Raw genomic sequence first — 22,942 nt, forward strand, 5'->3', positions numbered from 1 at the left:
GATTATTCCTCAACTTTACCGCCAGCAGCTTCGATTGCAGCACGTGCGCCTTTAGTAACGACAACACCTTTAACGGTGACTGCACGACCAATTTCACCCGAAAGGATGATACGGGCACGCACCATGTCTTTACGAACGACATTTGCTGCTTTCAAAGAAGCCAAAGTCACTTCTTCACCTTCAACATAAGCCAATTCAGATAAACGCACTTCGGCTGTTACCTGAGACTTTAAGGAAGTGAAGCCAAACTTTGGCAAACGACGATAAATTGGCATTTGACCGCCTTCGAAACCGGGACGAATACCGCCGCCAGAACGAGAGGTTTGGCCTTTAACACCACGACCACCTGTCTTACCTAGGCCAGAGCCAATACCACGACCTAAGCGTTTACCTGCAAACTTAGAGCCTTCAGCAGGACTTAATTCATTTAAGCGCATGGGTTTACTCTCCCACTTTCACAAGATAATACACCTTGTTAATCATGCCACGGTTAGAAGGTGTGTCTAACACTTCTACGGTATGACCAATACGACGTAAGCCTAAACCTTGTAAGCAAAGCTTGTGGTTTTTTAACTTATGCGCACTGGAGCGAATTTGCGTAACTTTAATAGTTGCTTGGGTCATGATCTTACCCCAGAATTTCTTCTACAGTTTTGCCGCGTTTTGCTGCAACTTGCTCTGGCGAAGACATAGATGCCAAGCCTTTGAAAGTAGCGTGAACCACGTTGTTAGCATTTGTAGAGCCGTAGCACTTAGCTAACACGTTTTGTACACCTGCAACTTCCAATACCGCACGCATTGCACCACCGGCAATTACACCCGTACCTTCAGAGGCGGGTTGCATGTAAATACGAGAAGCACCGTGTTGAGCAATGATTTCGTGTTGTAAGGTTGTACCGTTTAATTCAACACTAATCATGTTACGACGAGCAGCTTCTAATGCTTTTTGAATAGCAGCAGGCACTTCACGGGCTTTACCACGACCGAAACCAACTTTACCTTTACCATCGCCAACAACAGTTAATGCGGTGAACGAGAAAATACGACCACCTTTAACAACTTTAGCAACACGATTAACGGCAACGAGCTTCTCAACAAAGCCTTCGTTTTGTTCAACTTTAGCCATTTTAGAACTCCAAACCGCCTTCGCGGGCAGCATCAGCTAAAGCCTGAATGCGGCCATGATATTGAAAGCCAGAACGGTCAAAAGCAACTTTGGTAACACCAGCAGCTTTAGCACGTTCAGCAACTAACAAACCTACTTTTTTAGCGGCTTCGACGTTGCCAGTAGCACCATCACGTAAACCAGCATCTAAAGTAGAGGCTTGAGCTAAGACTTTTCCACCACATGCAGAAATGACTTGAGCATAAATATGACGCGGCGTGCGGTTGACACACAGACGTACAGCACCCAACTGACGAATTTTCAAACGAGTGCTTTTGGCGCGCCGTAAGCGAGCTTCTTTCTTTTCGTTCATGACGAACCTCACGCGTTATTTCTTCTTGGCTTCCTTACGGAGAACAACTTCATCCGCATAACGTACACCCTTGCCTTTATACGGCTCTGGCGGACGGAAAGCACGAACATTAGCAGCAACCTGACCCAACAAGGCTTTGTTGGAAGATTTCAGAATGATTTCAGTGGGTGTTGGCGTTTCAGCAGTCACACCTTCTGGCAATTCATAATCGATAGGATGAGAGAAGCCTAAAGCTAAGTTTAATACTTTACCTTTAGCGGCTGCTTTATAACCCACACCGATTAATTGCAACTTACGCTCAAAACCAGCACTTACACCTTTAACAACGTTATTTGCTAAGGCACGGGCAGTACCTGTTTGCATCCACGCTGCTTGTGTATTTTGACGAGGTGTGAATACTAAGGTTTCACCCTCTTGTTTAGCTTCAACCAAGTTGTGAAGAGACAGTGTTAATACACCTTTGCTACCCTTCACTTGTAGGTCTTGGCCATTAAGAGTCACTTCTACCCCTTTTGGGAGAGCAACTGGAGCTTTAGCCACGCGAGACATGCTTGCACCTATCAAGAAACGAGAGCAATCACTTCACCACCCACACCAGCTGCACGAGCGGCGCGATCGGTCATGATGCCTTTGTTAGTAGAAACAATCAGAATACCTAAGCCTTGTTTAATTGGCTTTAATTCATCTTTTGCTTTATAAATGCGTAAACCTGGACGGCTAACACGCTGAATTTTTTCGATAACAGGCTTACCTTCGTAGTATTTTAAGCCTAAGGTTAAGGATAACCCTTCAGCTTCTACAGAAGAAATATAACCTTCATCGAGCAATAAATTTGCAATCGCTGTTTTCAGTTTAGAAACTGGCATAGCGACGGTTTGCTTACGAGCTAATTGCGCGTTGCGAATGCGAGTGAGCATATCGGCAACGGTATCTTGCATACTCATGCGTCTTTCCTCTTACCAGCTAGCCTTAACGACGCCTGGTACATCACCCTGCATCACAGCTTCACGTAATTTAGTACGTGCTAAACCGAACTTACGGAAATAACCGTGAGGACGACCAGTCACACCACAACGATTACGCAAACGAATTGGCGACGAGTTACGTGGTAAAGATTGCAATTTCAACATTGCAGCCCAACGCTCTTCATCACTCAAATTAACGTTTTTAATGGTTGCTTTTAACTGCTGACGTAATTCAGCATATTTAGCAACTGCCTTTTCGCGTTTGGCTTCGCGGTTAATCATGCTTTGTTTTGCCATGGCGCGTTCTCACTTAAATGGGAAACCGAAAGCACGCAGTAACGCACGACCTTGATCGTCGGTAGCCGCTGTGGTGGTAATGGTAATATCTAAACCACGGATTTGACTGATTTTGTCAAAGTCAATTTCGGGGAACACGATTTGTTCTTTGATGCCCATGCTGTAATTACCACGGCCATCAAATGCTTTGGGGCTAAAACCGCGGAAGTCACGAATACGTGGAATCGTAATAAAAATCAAACGATCCAAAAATTCGTACATACGGTCGCCACGCAATGTCACTTTGCAACCAATTGGCCAGCCTTCACGAATCTTAAAGCCTGCAATTGATTTACGTGCGAGAGTAATAGCGGGTTTCTGGCCAGAAATCAGCTGCATATCGGCCACGGCACCATCAAGCATCTTTTTATCTTGCGCGGCACCGCCCACTCCCATATTCAGAGTAATTTTTGTGATGCGAGGGACTTGCATCACATTCTCAAGACCTAACTCTTCTTTTAATTTAAGAGCTAGTTCATTTTTGTACACGCCTCTTAGTCTGGCCATGTCAAACCAACCTATTACTTAGCGTTGATCACAGCGCCGTTAGACTTGAAAACACGAACTTTTGTGCCATCTTCTAACAACTTGTAACCGACGCGATCTGCTTTTTGTGTCTCAGGATTCACAATAGCAACATTAGAGATTGCTAAAGCGGCTTCTTTTTCAACGATACCACCTTGGGTGCCACGAGCCGGATTCGGCTTAACGTGTTTTTTAACCAAGTTGATACCGCCTACAGTGACACGTTCATCAGCAACGGACACCACAGTGCCACGTTTGCCTTTATCTTTACCAGTGATGACGACAACTTCGTCACCTTTTTTAATCTTTGCCATGAGTCCCACCCTTACAGCACTTCAGGTGCCAGCGAGATGATTTTCATGAATTGCTCAGTACGCAATTCGCGAGTTACCGGCCCGAAAATACGGGTAGCGATGGGGGCTTTTTGGTTATTCAGCAACACCGCAGCATTGTCATCAAAACGGATTAACGAACCGTCTGGACGGCGAATACCAAATTTGGTACGCACAACCACAGCGTTCATTACATCACCTTTCTTAACCTTGCCACGAGGAATTGCTTCCTTGACCGTGACCTTGATAATATCGCCCACTGTAGCGTAACGACGATGAGAGCCGCCCAGTACTTTGATGCACTGTACGCGACGCGCGCCACTGTTATCTGCTACTTCGAGCATCGTTTCGGTCTGAATCATTGCTCTACTCCAAACCTAGAGAACCCCATGCGAAGGGGCGCTAATGCTACCCAATATTGCACAGGGATACAAGTAAAAATCAGCTTATTTAGAATATAGGCAGAATAATTTTTCTGCCTAGCGTTCCAAGTTATTGTACCGATTCAACCACAGCGACCAAAGTCCAAGTCTTAGTCTTGGAAATTGGACGACATTCTGCGATGGTAACAATATCGCCTTCTTGACACACATTGTTTTCATCATGTGCGTGCAACTTGGTGGAGCGACGAATGTACTTACCGTACTTCGGATGTTTGACGAGACGCTCAATCAACACAGTAATGGACTTATCCATCTTGTTGCTGATGACTTTACCAGTCAATGTCCGTTGGGTTTTGGTCTGCTCTGTCATCTCAGCCACCTTGTTTTTCTGTCAAGACTGTTTTGATACGGGCGATATCTTTACGAACCTGCCCTACCTGATGCGTCTTGGCGAGTTGGCCAGTTGCTTTCGCCATACGCAGCTTAAATTGCTGCAACTGGAGGCCATCAAGCTCAGTCTTGAGTTCCTCGACAGTCTTTTGACGTAATTCTGTTGCTTTCATTACATCACCGTCCGCGTCACGATGGTTGTTTTTACAGGTAATTTAGCAGCAGCCAACGCAAATGCTTGACGCGCTAATTCCTCAGAAACACCTTCGATTTCATAGAGGATCTTACCTGGTTGAATTTCGGCAACCCAATATTCAACATTACCTTTACCGTTACCCATACGAACTTCTAAGGGTTTTTCGGTAATTGGCTTGTCTGGGAAGACACGAATCCAGATTTTACCGCCACGCTTCACACGACGAGTAATCGTACGACGCGCTGCTTCAATTTGACGGGCAGTAATACGACCACGCTCAAGGGATTTTAACGCGATGCTACCAAAAGCAACGGTACTACCACGATGAGCTAAACCTGTATTACGGCCTTTATGAACCTTACGGAACTTAGTACGTTTAGGCTGTAACATGACTATTACCCTCTTGCTTCCGCGTTGCGACCGCCGCGACCACCGCGATCTTCACGGTCACTACGCTTTTTAGCGGGTTTAGCTTCTTCTACAGGTGCAGGTTGCATTGCTTGCGCCATACCGCCCAAAATTTCACCTTTGAAGATCCAAACTTTCACGCCAATACAGCCATAGGTTGTTTCGGCACGCATGATGGAATAATCGATGTCGGCACGTAAAGTATGTAAAGGCACACGACCTTCACGGTACCATTCAGAACGTGCAATCTCTGCACCACCTAAACGGCCTGATACTTCAACTTTGATACCTTTGGCACCTGCACGCATCGTGTTTTGCACAGCACGTTTCATCGCACGACGGAACATCACGCGCTTTTCTAACTGTGCAGCAATGCTTTCTGCCACTAAACGTGCATCTAAGTCTGGTTTACGAATTTCATCAATGTTGATTTGAACTGGCGTCTTCATCAACTTCGATACTTCGCGACCTAAACGCTCAACATCTTCACCTTTTTTACCGATGATGATGCCTGGACGTGCTGTACTGATAGTAATACGAGCTGTCTCAGATGGACGTTCAATCAAAATACGGCTTACCGCAGCGCTCTTGAGCTTGTTATACAAATACTCACGAACAGCTAAGTCAGTAAGCAAAAAATCAGCATAGTTTTTTGGACTAGCATACCAGTTGGCATTATGACGCTTGATCACACCAAGACGAATGCCTATTGGATGAACTTTTTGACCCATTTCCCGACCCCACTTATTCCGCGACTTTGACGGTGATATGGCAAGTACGTTTACTGATACGATCAGCACGGCCTTTAGCACGTGGCATGATACGTTTCAACGTAATACCTTCATCAACAAAGATCGTGGCGACTTTGAGCTCATCCACGTCAGCCCCATTGTTATGCTCGGCGTTAGCAATCGCTGACTCGAGTACTTTCTTAACAAAATGGGCTGCTTTTTTGGTGCTGAATTCTAAAGTATTCAGCGCTTGCCCCACTGGCATACCACGCACCAGATCAGCCACTAAACGAGCTTTCTGGGCAGAGATTGGTGCGCCGCGAAGTTTAGCAACAGCTTCCATTACTCACCCCTTAGCGTTTGGCTTTCTTGTCAACACCGTGACCGCGATAAGTGCGGGTGGGTGCGAACTCGCCGAGTTTATGGCCAACCATATGCTCGGAAATTAATACTGGCACATGCTGACGACCGTTATGGACAGCGATGGTTAGACTAACCATTTCTGGCAAAATCATTGACCGACGCGACCAAGTTTTGATCGGCTTTCTGGAGTTCGAAGCAATAGCAGCTTCAACTTTCGCAAAAAGATGCGTATCTACAAACGGGCCTTTCTTAAGTGAACGAGGCACAGTTAGTCTCCTCTTCCTATTACTTGACGCGACGATCGCGAACGATCATATTAGTCGTACGCTTATTACTACGAGTTTTGTAACCCTTGGTCTGCACGCCCCACGGAGTGGTTGGATGCTTACCAAATGTACGTCCCTCACCACCACCGTGCGGATGGTCAACTGGGTTCATCGCAGTACCACGAACAGTCGGACGAACACCGCGCCAACGACTAGCACCAGCTTTACCTAAAGAGCGTAAGCTGTGTTCGGCGTTGGACACTTCACCAAACGTTGCACGACAGTCAACGTGTACTTTACGCATTTCACCAGAGCGCAAGCGCACAATAGCATAAGCACCGTCACGACCTAACAACTGTACAGAAGTACCAGCAGCACGAGCTAATTGAGCGCCCTTGCCTACTTTTAATTCGATACAGTGTAAAGTTGCACCAAGTGGCATATTACGTAAAGGTAATGTATTACCTACTTTGATTGGGGCGTCATCACCTGATTGAACAGGATCACCCACTTTTAAGCCTTTAGGAGCAATGATATAACGACGCTCACCATCAGCATATTTTAACAAAGCAATATTAGCAGAACGGTTTGGATCGTACTCTAAACGCTCAACAACCGAAGGCACGCCATCTTTGTTACGCTTAAAGTCAATCACACGGTATAACTGCTTGTGACCACCACCGATATGACGGGTAGTGATATGACCATTGTTATTACGGCCACCTGTTTTCTTTTTGCTTTCGACTAAAGGTGCGTAAGGGCGACCTTTATAAAGGTCAGGATTAACGACCTTCTCAACAAAACGACGACCTGGTGACGTTGGTTTACATTTTACAATTGGCATAACGCATCCTCACCTTTACTCAGCTACGTCAGCTAACTGAACTTCTGTGCCTGCAGGTAATGTAATGTAGGCTTTTTTGAAGTCAGAACGACGGCCTGGTGTGCGACCAAAACCTTTATTTTTGCCTTTAACCAACACAGTGTTAACTGCTTGAACTTGTACGCCCAATAGTTTTTCTACTGCTTTCTTGATCTCGAGCTTAGTAGCATCTGTACGCACCTTGAAAACCACTTGATTTTGGGTTTCAGCGATGATATTTGCTTTCTCGGAGATGTGTGGGCCAAGGATTACTTGGTATAAACGTTCGTTGTTCATCCCAATTCCACCTCTAATTTTTTAGCGGCTGGCACAGACATTAACACCTTGTCATAACCGATCAGGCTTACTGGATCGATTGCTGCGGTATCAATAACTGCCACATGTGGCAAGTTACGAGCAGCAAGGTATAAGTTCTCATCAATCGCTTCAGTCACAATCAGAGCATTCTCAGCACCCAAGCCCTTGAGCTTAGCTACCAACTCTTTAGTTTTTGGTGCTGCAACTGTCATGTCATCAACTAAAATTAAACGCTCTTGACGTACTAATTCAGCCAAAATACATTGCATCGCGCCACGGTACATTTTGCGGTTAACTTTCTGAGCCCAATCTTGAGGCTTAGCAGCAAAAATCTTGCCGCCGCCGCGCCATAATGGACTACGGATAGAACCTGCACGCGCGCGGCCAGTACCTTTTTGTTTAAAAGGCTTCTTACCACCACCACTTACTTCAGCACGTGTTTTTTGAGCACGTGTGCCTTGGCGACCACCCGCTAAATATGCGGTGACAACCTGATGCACTAACGCCTCGTTAAATTCTTTGCCGAAGGCAACTTCGGACAGCTCAACAGCTGCGCCGGAAACAGTCTTCAGATTCACGCTTAGCTCCCCTTAGGCCTTAACCGATGGACGTACAATCACATCGTAGCCAGTTGCCCCCGGAACCGCACCTTTAATTAAAAGCACAGACCGTTCGACATCAACGGAAATCACTTCCAAGCCCTGTACTGTCACTTGCTCGTCACCTAAATGACCGGCCATTTTTTTGCCTTTGAACACGCGACCAGGAGACTGGTTTTGACCCGTAGAACCATGCACACGGTGCGACACGGAGTTACCATGAGTTGCATCTTGTGTACGGAAGTTCCAGCGCTTTACACCGCCTTGGAAACCTTTACCTTTGCTAGTACCAGTAACGTCAACCATCTGACCTACTGCAAAAGCATCTAAACCAATGCTAGCACCCACTGCATAATTTGCAGCTTCATCGCCGCTCACACGGAATTCCCAAACACCACGACCCGCTGCAACACCTGCTTTAGCAAAATGCCCAGCCATCGCCTTGGTTACGCGAGAAGCACGACGTTCGCCAGTGGTTACTTGTACTGCTTGATAGCCGTCGGTTTCTAAGGTTTTAATCTGAGTGATGCGGTTAGGATCGATTTCAATCACTGTAACAGGTATAGAGCTACCCGCTTCAGTGAAGATACGTGTCATGCCGCATTTACGACCGACTAAACCAATAGCCATTTCCTCTAACCTCTTTTTAACGCCACTTTATCAAGTAGCGCGATACGGAAAACGATTAACCCAAACTAATCTGCACATCAACACCAGCAGCGAGATCAAGTTTCATCAATGCATCTACAGTTTTGTCTGTAGGTTGCACGATATCCACCAATCTTTTATGGGTGCGGATCTCGTACTGATCGCGGGCATCTTTATTGACATGCGGCGAAGTCAGCACGTTAAAGCGTTCGATGCGAGTGGGCATCGGAATCGGACCACAAACCTGTGCGCCAGTGCGCTTGGCGGTCTCAACGATCTCCTGAGCAGATTGATCAATCAAACGATGATCAAACGCTTTCAGGCGAATGCGGATTCTCTGGTTAGCCATACCAGCAACTCCAAGCCAAAAAATAAAAAAGCCTCTTCGCCTGTTTATATAGAACAGCGAAAAGCCATAAAAACTATGCTAAGAACGATGCCCTAGCTGTAAAAAGTGCTCTTATTTAACATTAGGAACACTTTATTAACCCAACTCTTTAGCGGGTGGCGAATCATATCCCAGTATCTAGTGCTTTGCAATCCATTTTATCAATCTTTTTTATTCTGGTAATAACCTATTATCATTGCCATCTTTCACTGAGCCATCAATTTAAGTGGTCATTAGTAAAATACGATTAGGGTGTATTAAAAACAAAAAGGAGGCTTTCGCCTCCTTTTTTATATCAAATAATAAAATTACTTGATAATTTTAGCGACGACGCCAGCGCCGACGGTACGACCGCCTTCACGGATAGCGAAGCGTAAACCTTCGTCCATCGCAATCGGGTGAATCAATTCAACCGTCATCTGAATGTTGTCACCTGGCATAACCATCTCTACACCTTCTGGTAACGTGATAGAGCCAGTCACATCCGTTGTACGGAAGTAAAACTGCGGACGGTAGCCTTTGAAGAATGGCGTATGACGACCACCTTCATCTTTGCTCAACACATACACTTCTGCCAAGAATTGGGTGTGTGGCTTAATCGTACCAGGCTTCGCCAATACTTGACCACGTTGGATATCTTCACGCTTGATACCACGTAATAAAATACCGCAGTTCTCGCCAGCACGACCTTCGTCTAATAACTTACGGAACATTTCAACGCCAGTACAGGTCGATTTTGCGGTATCTTTGATACCCACAATCTCAACTTCTTCACCAACCTTGATGATACCGCGTTCTACACGACCAGTCACAACTGTACCACGACCAGAAATCGAGAATACGTCTTCGATTGGCAACAAGAATGGACGGTCAATCGCACGAACTGGCTCAGGGATGTAAGAGTCTAAGGTATCAACTAATTTTAATACCGAGTCCACACCAAATGGACCTGTTTCGCCATTTAATGCTTGTAAGGCAGAACCACGGATGATTGGCGTGTCGTCACCTGGGAAATCGTACTTGCTTAACAAGTCACGTACTTCCATCTCAACCAATTCTAATAATTCTTCGTCGTCAACCATATCGCACTTGTTCAAGAACACAACGATGAATGGTACGCCTACTTGACGAGACAATAAGATGTGTTCGCGTGTTTGTGGCATCGGGCCGTCAGCAGCCGAACACACTAAAATCGCGCCGTCCATCTGAGCAGCACCCGTGATCATATTTTTAACATAGTCAGCGTGGCCTGGACAGTCTACGTGTGCGTAGTGACGGTTGGTAGAGTCATACTCAACGTGCGCAGTGTTAATGGTAATACCACGTGCCTTCTCTTCTGGTGCAGAGTCAATTTGGTCGTAACCTTTGGCTTCACCACCGTGTACCTTTGCACAAATCGTCGCAATCGCAGCCGTTAATGTCGTTTTACCGTGGTCAACGTGACCAATCGTGCCCACGTTTACGTGCGGCTTATTACGTTCAAACTTAGCCTTAGCCATTTTTTAATCCTCTTAAAAAACCCTCTCACCAACTTAGGCAAGAGGATTATCGTTATTAACAATCTAACAATACTTGCAAGGAACGACCATTACTCGTCGTCTTTGCTGCCTTTACCTGCAAATTTAGCCACAATCGCGTCCGCAACGTTTTTAGGTGTCTCGGCGTATTTCACAAACTCCATGGAGTAAGTGGCACGACCTTGAGACATCGAACGCATGGAGGTTGCATAACCAAACATTTCGGACAAGGGCACTTCAACACGAATTTGTTTAGTGCCACCAGGCAAATCTTCCATACCTTGAATCACGCCGCGACGACGGTTTAAGTCGCCCATGATGTCGCCCATGTAGTCTTCGGGTGTTTCTACTTCGACCTTCATGATGGGTTCAAGTAATACGGGGTCGGCTTTCATAAAGCCTTGACGGAATGCCATCGAGCCTGCCATTTTGAAGGACAATTCGTCGGAGTCAACGTCGTGGTATGAGCCATCAAACAAGGTTGCCTTAACGCCAACCACTGGATAACCGGCAAGAACGCCATTTTTCATACGTTCTTGAATACCCTTGTCAACCGCACCGAAGAATTCTTTTGGTACAGTACCACCAACGACTTCTACCGCGTACTCATAGTTAGCCACTTCGGTATCTAATGGCTCTAAACGCAAGAAGACGTGACCGAACTTACCACGACCACCTGTTTGACGAACAAACTTACCTTCTTGTTCAACGCTCTTACGAATCGTTTCACGGTAAGCAACTTGTGGCTTACCGATGTTGGCTTCGACACCAAACTCACGCTTCATACGGTCAACAAGAATTTCTAAGTGTAATTCACCCATACCCGCAATAATGGTTTGACTGGATTCTTCATCTGTCCAAACGCGGAAGGAAGGGTCTTCTTTGGCCAAACGTCCTAACGCGATACCCATTTTTTCTTGGTCGCCTTTGGTTTTTGGCTCAACGGCTAAAGAAATAACCGGCTCTGGGAACACCATACGCTCAAGCGTGATGATATGATTTTCATCACACAAGGTATCACCTGTGGTGACGTCTTTTAAGCCAGCAACCGCAGCAATATCACCTGCGCGGATTTCTTCAACGTCTTCACGTTCGTTCGCATGCATTAACACGATACGACCGATACGTTCTTTCTTCATTTTTACAGGATTCCACACCGCAGAACCTGTTTTTAACACACCAGAGTAAACACGAATAAAGGTTAAAGAACCAACAAACTTATCGTTCATGATTTTGAACGCTAAGGCAGCAAATGGCTCATCGTCAGAGGCAATACGCTCACCTTCGGTTTCGTCTTTGTCGTCTAAAATACCTTTGATAGCCTCAACATCGCCTGGCGCAGGCAAGTATTGAATCACGGCATCCAACATCGCTTGTACGCCCTTGTTTTTGAAGGCAGAACCACAAAGCATGGGTTGGATTTCACAAGCAATAGTACGCATGCGTAAAGCCTGAACGATTTGTTCTTCGCTTAAGTCACCGTTTTCTAAGTACTCGTTCATCAATTCTTCAGAGGCTTCGGCAGCTGCTTCGACCATCTTTTCACGCCATTCATTCGCAGAAGCGACTAAATGCGCAGGAATATCACCATATTCAAACTTCATGCCTTGGGATGCTTCATCCCAAATAATGGCTTTCATTTTGACTAAGTCAATAATCCCTTCAAAGTGTTCTTCTTCGCCGACAGGAATCGCGATTGGCACTGGATTAGCACCCAAACGTGTCTTCATCTGTTCAACAGCGCGGAAGAAGTTTGCACCTGTACGGTCCATCTTGTTAACAAAGGCAATACGCGGCACTTTGTACTTGTTAGCTTGACGCCATACGGTTTCAGATTGAGGTTGAACACCACCAACCGCACAATACACCATACATGCACCATCAAGTACACGCATAGAACGTTCTACTTCGATGGTGAAGTCAACGTGACCAGGCGTATCAATGATGTTAATACGGTGTTTAGCAAAATTATTTGCCATACCAGACCAAAAACAAGTCGTTGCCGCAGAGGTAATGGTAATACCACGCTCTTGTTCTTGCTCCATCCAGTCCATGGTGGCCGCGCCTTCATGAACTTCACCAATTTTGTGATTAACACCTGTGTAATACAACACGCGCTCCGTCGTGGTTGTCTTACCAGCGTCAATGTGCGCACTAATACCAATATTACGGTAATGTGCGAGCGGGGTATTTCTCGCCATGATAATGTACTCGTTTGAAGGTCTTTCTTACAACAGAAAGACCTTACAGAATTAGAAACGATAGTGAGAGAAGGCTTTGTTAGCTTCAGCCATACGATGGACATCTTCACGCTTCTTGATTGCAGCGCCTTTGCCTTCGTAAGCATCTAATAACTCACCCGCTAAACGTAGAGCCATTGTTTTTTCGCTACGTTTTGCAGCAGCATCTACTAACCAACGCATGGCTAAGGCAGTACGACGGGAGGGACGTACTTCCATAGGCACTTGATAAGTAGCACCACCCACACGACGTGCTTTTACCTCGACCATTGGGCGCACTTTTTCTAAGGTGTCTTCAAAAAAGCGAACAGGGTCTGCTTTACCTTTTTGAATAACACGGTCTAATGCACCATAAACAATACCTTCTGCTACTGATTTTTTACCACTGTCCATGACGTGGTTAATGAACTTAGCAACAGTTTGGCTTTTAAATTTTGGATCGGGCAGAATCTCTCTGGCTGCTACGACGCGTCTTCTTGGCATATCTTTATGAACCTTTAATGAACTTCAGGAATTATCTGGGACTTTTTTGCCCAGCCTTACTACATCCGTCTAATTTTTACGCAACTAAGGCGTAAAAATTATTTCTTAGGACGTTTTGCACCGTATTTAGAACGGCTTTGTTGACGATTTTTTACGCCAGCACAGTCTAAGGAACCACGAACAGTGTGATAACGCACACCGGGTAAGTCTTTAACACGACCACCACGAATTAAGACAACACTGTGCTCTTGCAAGTTGTGGCCTTCACCACCGATATACGAAGACACTTCGAAACCAGAGGTTAAACGCACACGGCAAACTTTACGTAACGCAGAGTTTGGTTTTTTTGGTGTCGTTGTATAAACGCGGGTACATACACCACGACGTTGTGGGCAAGCATTTAATGCAGGCACTTTTGATTTTTCGACAAGGGTAGTACGACCTTTGCGAATTAATTGATTAGTTGTTGCCATATCGGCACTCTCTCCCGTTAAAATCAAACTTAGGTTGATACTTTGCTGACACTTTTAATGACCATTTTGAATCATTTTCAAGTCGCTTTTTGCGCAAAACACAGCCTAAAAAGAAAACCTCACAGTGCCTATTTAGACATTTGCAGAATAAATAGACTTTTTGAGGGTTGCGTATTTTAGGGACAGTGTGTCTAGTCGTCAAGCGAGACGGCGGCACTGGTAACGAATCGGTACAAAGTTATGCACAAACAAAAAGCCCCATGCATCACATGGGGCTTTTTTGCAAAACAGCGTTGTCTATTAGGTACGCCAAGTACTGGCGTACCTCCGCTTGAATTATTGATTAAAATTCAGTAATTCAGACAAGGCTTGAGCAGCGGCTTCTTTGGCCAAATCATCCGCACTGCTTTCTTCGACTACATCAACCAGTTTACTGAGTTGTGGTTCGGCTTCAGCAAGGCGTTGACGACGACGTTCTGCATGATAAGCAAAGCCTGTACCCGCAGGAATCAAACGACCCACAACTACGTTTTCTTTGAGACCACGTAAATCGTCTTCTTTACCTGTCACGGCGGCTTCGGTCAAGACACGGGTTGTCTCCTGGAAAGAAGCCGCAGAGATAAAGGAGTCCGTTGCCAAGGAGGCCTTGGTAATACCCATCAAGATACGCTCAAACTTCGCTGGGATATCCCCATTGTTTTCGAGAATATCGTTTTCTTCAACCACACGCGCGTATTCTGCTTGTTCACCTTTGATAAAGGAGGAATCCCCACCATCGACGATATCGACTTTACGCAACATTTGGCGAATAATCACTTCGATGTGCTTATCGTTGATTTTTACACCTTGTAAGCGATAAACGTCTTGTACTTCGTTGACAATATACGAAGCCAACGCGGTTTCGCCTTTTAAGCGTAAGATGTCATGTGGATTTTGTGGGCCATCAGAAATGACTTCACCACGTGCCACACGCTCGCCTTCGAAGACGTTAATTTGACGCCATTTTGGAATCAACTCTTCGTAGGTCTCACCACCATCGTCAGGCGTAATAATCAAACGATGTTTGCCTTTAGTTTCTTTACCGAAGGTGACGACACCACTCTTTTCGGCCAAGATAGCATGTTCTTTGGGCTTACGCGCTTCAAACAAGTCCGCAACACGCGGCAAACCACCCGTGATGTCACGGGTTTTGGACGACTCTTGTGGAATACGACCAATAACATCACCCACCCCTAACTCAGCACCATCTTGTAAACTGGTAATCGCTAAAGCTGGCAAGAAGTATTGAACAGGTTGGTCAGAGCCTTCTAACCGAATGTAGTTACCGTTTTTGTCAACTAAGGCAATCGCTGGACGTAAGTCTTTACCTGCGGCTGGACGGTCTTTAGGGTCAATAATTTCCATATTGGTGAGACCTGTCTGTTCGTCAGTTTGATGACGTACAGTAATGCCTTCATCCATATGCACAAACTTCACCCGACCTGCCACTTCTGTGATAATCGGATGGGTATGTGGATCCCAGTTAGCCACAATTTGGCCACCTTTCACTTCTTGACCGTCTTTAACGGTAATCACCGCACCGTACGGTAATTTGTAACGCTCACGTTCACGACCACGGTTATCGGCAACACCAATTTCACCCGAACGCGATACCGCGACTAAGTTACCATTGGCGTGTTGTACCATTTTGATGTTGTGCAAGCGGATTGTACCGTCGTTACGCACCGTCACATTACTGATGGCAGACGCTCGGCTCGCCGCACCCCCGATGTGGAAGGTACGCATCGTTAACTGTGTACCTGGCTCACCGATGGATTGAGCAGCCATAACCCCAATGGACTCACCAATATTGACTTGATGACCACGCGCCAAGTCACGACCATAACACTTAGAGCAGACACCAAAACGGGTATTACAGGTAATGACCGAGCGAACGACAACTTCGTCAACGCCTGCCAATTCTAATTTTTCAACCCATTTTTCATCGAGCAAAGTGCCAATCGGTACGAGTACGTCATCGGTATTCGGACGTAAGACATCGGCAGCAACCACCCGACCTAAAACGCGTTCACGTAAGGGTTCAACAATATCACCACCTTGAATTAAGGGGTTCATGGTCAAACCACCACTGGTACCACAATCTGGCTCAGTGATGACTAAATCTTGCGCCACATCCACCAAACGACGTGTCAAATAACCCGAGTTCGCGGTTTTTAACGCGGTATCGGCCAAACCTTTACGCGCACCGTGGGTTGAAATGAAGTATTGGAGAACGGTCAAACCTTCACGGAAGTTCGCTTTAATCGGGGTTTCAATAATCGAGCCATCTGGCTTGGCCATCAAACCACGCATACCTGCCAACTGACGAATCTGAGCCGCGCTACCCCGCGCACCCGAGTCGGCCATAATAAAGATGGAGTTGAAGGATTTTTGCGATTCTTCAGCGCCTTGTTTATTAGTAACTTTTTCGGTAGACAAGTTGTCCATCATCGCTTTGGCCACACGTTCGTTAGTCCGTGACCAGATATCGACAACTTTGTTATAACGCTCACCTGCAGTGACTAAGCCTGAACCGAATTGATTTTCGATTTCACGCACTTCTTCTTCGGCTTCACCAATGATGACTTCTTTTTCGGCAGGAATGACCATATCTTCCATACCGACAGATACACCCGAATAGGTGGCCTGACGGAAGCCTAAGTACATCAATTGGTCAGCAAAAATGACTGTATCTTTTAAGCCTAACACACGATAGCATGTGTTAATTAGCTTAGAGATATTTTTCTTGGTCATCGGTTGGTTAATGATACTGTAAGGTAAGCCTTCAGGTACTACATTCCACAACATACAACGACCAGGTGTGGTATCGGCTAAGAACTTACGCTCTTGACGAGTCCCCTCATCATCAATCGTCACTTCACGGACACGAACTTTAATCCGCGCATGAATATCAACCGCTTTATTGGCTAATGCACGGGTCACTTCAGCAAAGTCCGCAAAGACCATGCCTTCACCTTTGGCATTAATTTTATCACGGGAGATATAGTACAAGCCCAATACCACGTCTTGGGACGGTACAATAATTGGTTCACCGTTCGCTGGCGATAAGATGTTATTCGTAGACATCATTAACGCGCGGGCTTCTAACTGTGCTTCTAAGGTCAACGGGACGTGCACCGCCATTTGGTCACCGTCGAAGTCGGCGTTAAACGCGGTACAGACTAATGGGTGTAACTGAATCGCTTTACCTTCAATCAACACAGGTTCAAACGCTTGTAAACCCAAACGGTGCAAGGTGGGCGCACGGTTTAACATGACGGGATGTTCACGGATCACGTCTGCGAGGATATCCCACACTTCTGCGGTTTCACGCTCGACCATTTTTTTGGCGGCTTTAATCGTCGTTGCCAACCCTTTGCTTTCTAATTTAGCAAAAATAAACGGCTTAAATAGTTCTAACGCCATTTTTTTCGGTAAACCGCACTGATGCAAACGTAAAGTTGGACCGACCACGATGACGGAACGACCAGAGTAATCTACGCGCTTACCTAACAAGTTTTGACGGAAACGACCTTGTTTACCCTTAATCATATCGGCTAAGGATTTTAATGGACGCTTGTTGCTGCCTGTAATGGCACGACCACGACGACCGTTATCCAATAACGCATCCACTGCTTCTTGCAGCATACGCTTTTCGTTACGGACGATAATATCTGGCGCACTTAACTCTAATAAACGCTTCAAACGGTTATTACGGTTAATGACACGACGATACAAATCGTTGAGGTCAGACGTTGCAAAACGACCACCGTCCAATGGGACTAAAGGACGTAAATCAGGTGGCAATACAGGCAATACGGTCATGACCATCCACTCTGGTTTGTTACCAGAGGCAATGAACGACTCCACCAACTTCAAACGCTTAGAGAGCTTTTTGAGCTTAGTTTCGGAAGAGGTTTGTGGAATTTCTTCACGCAAACGCTCAACTTCAGCTTGTAAATCAATGTCTTTTAATAAGGCTTGAATCGCTTCTGCACCCATTTTGGCATCGAACTCATCGCCGTATTCTTCTAAGGCAGTGTAGTAATCTTCATCAGACAATAATTGACCTTTTTCTAAAGGTGTCATGCCTGGTTCAATGACCACAAAACTTTCAAAGTACAATACACGTTCGATATCACGCAGGGTCATATCCAATAACAAGCCAATACGGCTTGGTAAGGATTTTAAGAACCAAATATGTGCCGTAGGTGAAGCTAATTCAATGTGACCCATACGCTCACGACGTACTTTGGTCAAGGTGACTTCTACACCACACTTCTCACAAATAATGCCACGGAACTTCATGCGTTTATATTTACCGCATAAACATTCGTAATCTTTGATTGGACCAAAGATTTTGGCACAGAATAAGCCTTCGCGCTCAGGTTTGAAGGTACGGTAGTTGATGGTTTCTGGTTTTTTGACTTCACCATACGACCAAGAGCGAATCATTTCAGGCGAAGCCAGACCAATACGAATACGGTCGAATTCGACTTCTTTTCCTTGGTTTTGCAATAAATTTAGCAAGTCTTTCAAGGTCTTATCTCCAGCAAGCGTTCAATGTGGGAGGAGGCTTACTCCTCCCCTCGTGCTTCTCGATATGGACAGGGATATCGCCCTGTTTATTCGTGATCTAACTCGATGTTAATACCTAAAGAACGAATCTCTTTAATCAATACATTAAAGGATTCAGGCATGCCAGGCTCCATACGATGGTCACCATCAACAATGTTCTTATAGATACGGGTACGGCCATTCACGTCGTCAGACTTCACAGTGAGCATTTCTTGTAGGGTGTAAGTTGCACCATAGGCTTCTAACGCCCACACTTCCATCTCACCAAAACGTTGACCACCGAACTGAGCTTTACCACCTAATGGCTGTTGTGTCACCAAGGAGTAAGAACCCGTCGAACGCGCATGCATCTTATCGTCCACTAAGTGGTTGAGTTTGAGCATGTACATATAACCTACGGTGACAGGACGGTCAAAACGGTCGCCTGTACGGCCATCATATAACCACTGTTGACCTGTTTCGGATTGGTCGGCCAGCTTTAATAAGCCTTTGATTTCGCTTTCGTGCGCACCGTCAAACACAGGGGTTGCAATCGGTACACCACCGCGTAAGTTTTTGGCCAATGCCGTCACTTCGTCATCGCTTAATGAGCCTATTTCTTCTTGTTCACCGCCAATTTGGTTGTAAATCTTATCTAAGAAATCACGCAATTCCGCCGTTTGACGTTGTTGGTCTAACATCTTACCAATCTTAGTGCCTAAGCCTTTCGCTGCCCATCCTAAGTGTGTCTCTAAAATCTGACCCACGTTCATACGGGATGGAACACCTAACGGGTTCAATACGATATCTACAGGCTCACCGTTTTCGTCATAGGGCATGTCTTCAACAGGCATAATGACCGAAACCACACCTTTGTTACCGTGACGACCCGCCATCTTGTCACCGGGCTGGATACGACGTTTAACCGCCAAGTAGACTTTAACCACTTTTAAGACGCCGTGCGTTAAGTCATCACCTGTGGTGATTTTGCGCTTTTTGTCTTCAAACTTGGCCTCAATTTCTTCTTGACGCTCTTTGAGGTAGGCTTGTACGCGTTCTAATTGGTCAGCTACCGCTTCATCAGCCGTACGAATATCAAACCACTGCTCAAAACGTAAGGCATTTAAGCTGTCTTCGGTGAGAATGTCGCCTTTCTTGAAGCCTGAACCACCATTCACTTCTTGACCTTTTAATAAGGACAACAAACGGGCGCGCGCGGCTTCTTCAAAAATACGATATTCTTCTTTTAAGTCTTTACGGTAGGCATTGAGCTGTTGTTTCTCAATCGCTAAGGCACGGCTGTCTTTGTCTACACCGTCACGGGTAAAGACTTGCACGTCAATAACCGTTCCTTTCGTACCCGATGGCACGCGCAAAGAACTGTCTTTCACGTCAGAGGCTTTTTCACCAAAAATAGCACGTAATAGTTTTTCTTCTGGGCTGAGTTGAGTCTCACCTTTGGGTGTGACTTTACCGACCAGAATATCGCCCGCATTGACTTCAGCACCAATATAAACGATACCAGACTCATCTAATTTAGATAAAGCGGCTTCGCCAACATTGGGAATATCGGCCGTAATTTCTTCGGCACCCAATTTGGTATCACGCGCAATACACGACAACTCTTGAATATGAATCGAGGTAAAGCGGTCTTCTTGCACCACTCGCTCAGATAACAAAATCGAGTCTTCGAAGTTGTAACCATTCCACGGCATGAAGGCCACGCGCATGTTTTGACCTAAGGCTAATTCACCCAAATCTACTGATGGGCCATCGGCCAAGATGTCACCACGGGCAATCACATCACCACGGTTGACAATCGCACGTTGGTTAATACAGGTGTTTTGGTTAGAACGGGTATACTTGGTCAAGTTGTAAATATCAACGCCCGCTTCGCCCGCAACCATTTCTGATTCGTCAACGCGCACCACAATACGGGCAGCATCCACATAATCAATCACACCACCACGTTTTGCGGTCACACAGACGCCTGAGTCACGGGCAACATAACGCTCCATACCTGTACCAACGAGCGGCTTATCTGCGCGTAAAGTAGGTACAGCTTGACGTTGCATGTTAGAACCCATCAAGGCACGGTTCGCGTCGTCGTGTTCCAAGAACGGAATCAACGAAGCCGCCGCCGAGACTACTTGGCGAGGCGAAATATCCATGTGTGTCACTTTATCGGGGGACATCACGGTAAATTCGTTTTTATAACGTACCGCGACTAAGTCATCCAATAAACGATTATCACCGTCTACTGCCGAGTCTGCTTGTGCAATCACACATTGACTTTCTTCAATCGCAGATAAGTATTCAAACTCGTCAGTGACTTGACCATCCACGACTTTACGATACGGGGATTCCAAGAAGCCATAACTGTTAGCACGCGAATAGACGGCTAAGGAGTTAATCAAACCGATGTTTGGCCCTTCAGGCGTTTCAATTGGACAAACACGACCATAATGTGTTGGATGAACGTCGCGGACTTCGAAGCCAGCGCGTTCGCGGGTTAAACCACCTGGGCCTAACGCAGACACACGACGCTTATGGGTAATCTCAGATAATGGATTGTTTTGGTCCATGAATTGAGATAACTGGCTAGAGCCGAAGAACTCTTTAATGGCCGCGGAGACTGGCTTCGCGTTAATTAAGTCTTGTGGCATTAAGTTTTCGCTTTCGGCCAAACTTAAACGTTCTTTCACCGCACGCTCAACACGCACCAAACCCACACGGAATTGGTTTTCGGTCATTTCACCGACACAGCGCACACGACGGTTACCTAAATGGTCGATGTCGTCAACTTCACCTTTACCATTACGGATGTCGATTAAGGTTTTTAAGACTTGTACGATATCTAATTTAGATAAAACGCCATCACGTTCCATGCTGTCGCCGTTACCACGGTCATTGCTGCGGTTGAGACGACGGTTGAACTTCATACGGCCTACGTTGGATAAATCATAACGTTCGGGCGTAAAGAATAAGTTCTTGAATAAGGCTTCGGCAGCATCTTTGGTCGGTGGCTCACCAGGACGCATCATACGGTAGATTTCGACTAAAGCATCTAATTCGGTACGTGTAGACGCATCCGCACGTAAGGTATCCGAGATAAACGCACCACGGTCGATATCGTTGGTATATAAAATATCAAACTGCGTAATACCCGCTTTCATTAATCGGGTTAATACTTCGGCTGTGATAATGGTATTACACTCGCAAACTAACTCATTAGTCGCGGGGTTTAACAAGGTCTTCGCAATGACTTTACCGTGTAAATAATCGGCAGGGATATCTAATTCTTTGAGACCTGCTTTTTCCATTTCACGGATGTGTTTTGCCGTAATACGACGGCCTGCTTCAACAATCACTTTGTCTTTAGCGGTAATCTCAAACGCAGCAGTTTCACCGCGTAAACGCTCAGGTACGAGGTCTAATTGATAGCCATTACCGTTATGTTTAACGGTACTGGTTTCAAAGAACATACCCAAAATGTCATCGGAATTATAACCTAAGGCACGCAATAAGATGGTGGCATGTAGTTTACGACGACGGTCGATACGGACATACACAAGGTCTTTGGCATCAAACTCAAAGTCTAACCAAGAACCACGGTAAGGAATCACGCGGGCATTAAATAATAATTTGCCTGAGGAGTGTGTTTTGCCTTTATCATGGTCAAAGAAGACACCCGGACTACGGTGTAATTGCGAGACGATAACGCGCTCAGTACCGTTAATCACAAAGGTACCGTTATCCGTCATCAAAGGCATTTCACCCATGTAAACTTCTTGCTCACGAATGTCTTTAATGGTTTTGACCGAGGCTTCACGGTCATAAATCACTAAACGGATTTTGACGCGTAATGGCGCGGCGTAAGTCAAACCACGTAAAATACATTCACGAACATCAAAGGCGGGATGACCCAAATGATATTCGACAAACTCTAAGGCTGCATTACCCGAATAACTTTGAATCGGAAATACAGATTTGAAAGCCGCTTGTAAGCCCACATCTTCACGTTGCTTGGGCTTTTTACCATCCTGCAAAAACGCACGATAGGAATCGACTTGGATGGCCAATAAATAAGGCACGTCCATCAGCGTAGGTAGCTTGCCGAAATTCTTTCGGATGCGTTTTTTTTCGGTGTATGAGTATGCCATCTGGAGTCCTCAGCTAGACTAAACTCGAAAATAACCAGTAGAAAAACTGGCGAGACTATTAACACAGAGTTAACAAAGTGCTGCTATATCATAGTGCAACTTTGTTATGAATCTCTTGCGTCTAGGCAATAACATCACAGAAGTGGTGTTTGCCTTTGTTATGTAGTGCGATGCTTGACATCACGCTCATTCAAACCATTTGCAAGAAATAACTAAGCCGTGTCTATTAACGAGTGGGAGAACAGGCCTTAATTGTTTCTTGTCAAAGCGTTTAATTTTTCT

At 45.7% G+C, this 22,942-nt stretch carries 27 protein-coding genes; all 27 read right to left on the reverse strand.

Going from position 1 to position 22,942, the window contains the following annotated elements; all coding sequences use genetic code 11:
- Window positions 1-2: 2 nt before the first annotated feature.
- The gene (rplO, locus tag C8N29_RS05735; RefSeq protein WP_107865089.1) at window positions 3-437 is read right to left on the reverse strand and encodes a 50S ribosomal protein L15; all 435 of its coding nucleotides are present in this window, start codon (window positions 435-437) and stop codon (window positions 3-5) included.
- 4 nt (window positions 438-441) lie between these two features.
- A complete protein-coding gene (gene rpmD, locus C8N29_RS05740; RefSeq protein WP_107865090.1) occupies window positions 442-624 on the reverse strand; it encodes a 50S ribosomal protein L30 in 183 nt (60 codons plus the stop codon).
- Between the two features lie 4 nt (window positions 625-628).
- Window positions 629-1,126, reverse strand: a complete 498-nt coding sequence (rpsE, locus tag C8N29_RS05745) for a 30S ribosomal protein S5 (protein ID WP_107865091.1) — start codon at window positions 1,124-1,126, stop codon at window positions 629-631.
- Between the two features lies 1 nt (window position 1,127).
- Window positions 1,128-1,478: a 50S ribosomal protein L18 gene (gene rplR / locus C8N29_RS05750; RefSeq protein ID WP_107865092.1), complete on the reverse strand. Its 351-nt coding sequence runs from the start codon at window positions 1,476-1,478 to the stop codon at window positions 1,128-1,130.
- 15 nt (window positions 1,479-1,493) lie between these two features.
- Window positions 1,494-2,027, reverse strand: a complete 534-nt coding sequence (gene rplF / locus C8N29_RS05755; RefSeq protein WP_107865093.1) for a 50S ribosomal protein L6 — start codon at window positions 2,025-2,027, stop codon at window positions 1,494-1,496.
- 11 nt (window positions 2,028-2,038) lie between these two features.
- Window positions 2,039-2,422, reverse strand: coding sequence for a 30S ribosomal protein S8 (gene rpsH, locus C8N29_RS05760; protein WP_107865094.1), 384 nt, complete (start codon window positions 2,420-2,422; stop codon window positions 2,039-2,041).
- Window positions 2,423-2,434: 12 nt separating this feature from the next.
- A complete protein-coding gene (rpsN, locus tag C8N29_RS05765) occupies window positions 2,435-2,740 on the reverse strand; it encodes a 30S ribosomal protein S14 (protein WP_107865095.1) in 306 nt (101 codons plus the stop codon).
- 9 nt (window positions 2,741-2,749) lie between these two features.
- The gene (gene rplE, locus C8N29_RS05770) at window positions 2,750-3,286 is read right to left on the reverse strand and encodes a 50S ribosomal protein L5 (protein WP_107865096.1); all 537 of its coding nucleotides are present in this window, start codon (window positions 3,284-3,286) and stop codon (window positions 2,750-2,752) included.
- Window positions 3,287-3,300: 14 nt separating this feature from the next.
- Window positions 3,301-3,618, reverse strand: a complete 318-nt coding sequence (rplX, locus tag C8N29_RS05775) for a 50S ribosomal protein L24 (protein WP_107865097.1) — start codon at window positions 3,616-3,618, stop codon at window positions 3,301-3,303.
- A gap of 11 nt (window positions 3,619-3,629) precedes the next feature.
- Entirely contained in the window at window positions 3,630-3,998 is a 369-nt protein-coding gene (gene rplN / locus C8N29_RS05780) for a 50S ribosomal protein L14 (RefSeq protein ID WP_107865098.1), read from the reverse strand.
- A 130-nt stretch (window positions 3,999-4,128) separates the two neighbouring features.
- Window positions 4,129-4,389 carry a 30S ribosomal protein S17 gene (gene rpsQ, locus C8N29_RS05785; protein ID WP_107865099.1) on the reverse strand — a complete coding sequence of 87 codons (261 nt, stop codon included), beginning with the start codon at window positions 4,387-4,389 and terminating at the stop codon, window positions 4,129-4,131.
- Between the two features lies 1 nt (window position 4,390).
- Complete coding sequence (gene rpmC, locus C8N29_RS05790) at window positions 4,391-4,582, reverse strand: 50S ribosomal protein L29 (protein ID WP_107865100.1); 192 nt, start codon at window positions 4,580-4,582, stop codon at window positions 4,391-4,393.
- On the reverse strand, window positions 4,582-4,995 hold the full coding sequence (gene rplP, locus C8N29_RS05795) for a 50S ribosomal protein L16 (RefSeq protein WP_107865101.1): 414 nt from the start codon (window positions 4,993-4,995) through the stop codon (window positions 4,582-4,584). The genes rpmC and rplP overlap by 1 nt, the downstream gene beginning before the upstream one ends.
- 5 nt (window positions 4,996-5,000) lie before the next feature.
- Window positions 5,001-5,744, reverse strand: a complete 744-nt coding sequence (rpsC, locus tag C8N29_RS05800) for a 30S ribosomal protein S3 (RefSeq protein ID WP_107865102.1) — start codon at window positions 5,742-5,744, stop codon at window positions 5,001-5,003.
- Between the two features lie 13 nt (window positions 5,745-5,757).
- On the reverse strand, window positions 5,758-6,087 hold the full coding sequence (gene rplV / locus C8N29_RS05805; protein ID WP_107865103.1) for a 50S ribosomal protein L22: 330 nt from the start codon (window positions 6,085-6,087) through the stop codon (window positions 5,758-5,760).
- A gap of 10 nt (window positions 6,088-6,097) precedes the next feature.
- Window positions 6,098-6,373 (reverse strand): 30S ribosomal protein S19, encoded by a 276-nt coding sequence (gene rpsS, locus C8N29_RS05810; RefSeq protein WP_107865104.1) that lies wholly within the window; start codon window positions 6,371-6,373, stop codon window positions 6,098-6,100.
- A gap of 19 nt (window positions 6,374-6,392) precedes the next feature.
- Window positions 6,393-7,217 (reverse strand): 50S ribosomal protein L2, encoded by an 825-nt coding sequence (rplB, locus tag C8N29_RS05815; RefSeq protein WP_107865105.1) that lies wholly within the window; start codon window positions 7,215-7,217, stop codon window positions 6,393-6,395.
- A 15-nt stretch (window positions 7,218-7,232) separates the two neighbouring features.
- The gene (gene rplW / locus C8N29_RS05820) at window positions 7,233-7,532 is read right to left on the reverse strand and encodes a 50S ribosomal protein L23 (RefSeq protein ID WP_204509284.1); all 300 of its coding nucleotides are present in this window, start codon (window positions 7,530-7,532) and stop codon (window positions 7,233-7,235) included.
- The gene (gene rplD / locus C8N29_RS05825; RefSeq protein WP_107865107.1) at window positions 7,529-8,131 is read right to left on the reverse strand and encodes a 50S ribosomal protein L4; all 603 of its coding nucleotides are present in this window, start codon (window positions 8,129-8,131) and stop codon (window positions 7,529-7,531) included. The genes rplW and rplD overlap by 4 nt, the downstream gene beginning before the upstream one ends.
- A gap of 12 nt (window positions 8,132-8,143) precedes the next feature.
- On the reverse strand, window positions 8,144-8,782 hold the full coding sequence (gene rplC, locus C8N29_RS05830) for a 50S ribosomal protein L3 (protein ID WP_107865108.1): 639 nt from the start codon (window positions 8,780-8,782) through the stop codon (window positions 8,144-8,146).
- 55 nt (window positions 8,783-8,837) lie between these two features.
- On the reverse strand, window positions 8,838-9,149 hold the full coding sequence (gene rpsJ / locus C8N29_RS05835; RefSeq protein WP_107865109.1) for a 30S ribosomal protein S10: 312 nt from the start codon (window positions 9,147-9,149) through the stop codon (window positions 8,838-8,840).
- Between the two features lie 347 nt (window positions 9,150-9,496).
- Entirely contained in the window at window positions 9,497-10,687 is a 1,191-nt protein-coding gene (tuf, locus tag C8N29_RS05840; protein WP_107865110.1) for an elongation factor Tu, read from the reverse strand.
- Between the two features lie 89 nt (window positions 10,688-10,776).
- A complete protein-coding gene (fusA, locus tag C8N29_RS05845) occupies window positions 10,777-12,906 on the reverse strand; it encodes an elongation factor G (protein ID WP_107865111.1) in 2,130 nt (709 codons plus the stop codon).
- 51 nt (window positions 12,907-12,957) lie between these two features.
- A complete protein-coding gene (rpsG, locus tag C8N29_RS05850; RefSeq protein ID WP_107865112.1) occupies window positions 12,958-13,428 on the reverse strand; it encodes a 30S ribosomal protein S7 in 471 nt (156 codons plus the stop codon).
- Window positions 13,429-13,526: 98 nt separating this feature from the next.
- Window positions 13,527-13,901 carry a 30S ribosomal protein S12 gene (rpsL, locus tag C8N29_RS05855; RefSeq protein ID WP_107865113.1) on the reverse strand — a complete coding sequence of 125 codons (375 nt, stop codon included), beginning with the start codon at window positions 13,899-13,901 and terminating at the stop codon, window positions 13,527-13,529.
- A gap of 336 nt (window positions 13,902-14,237) precedes the next feature.
- Complete coding sequence (gene rpoC, locus C8N29_RS05860) at window positions 14,238-18,479, reverse strand: DNA-directed RNA polymerase subunit beta' (RefSeq protein WP_107865114.1); 4,242 nt, start codon at window positions 18,477-18,479, stop codon at window positions 14,238-14,240.
- Between the two features lie 86 nt (window positions 18,480-18,565).
- Complete coding sequence (gene rpoB / locus C8N29_RS05865) at window positions 18,566-22,660, reverse strand: DNA-directed RNA polymerase subunit beta (protein WP_107865115.1); 4,095 nt, start codon at window positions 22,658-22,660, stop codon at window positions 18,566-18,568.
- Window positions 22,661-22,942 lie beyond the last annotated feature (282 nt).

The organism is Agitococcus lubricus (assembly GCF_003051055.1).
Classification (GTDB): domain Bacteria; phylum Pseudomonadota; class Gammaproteobacteria; order Pseudomonadales; family Moraxellaceae; genus Agitococcus; species Agitococcus lubricus.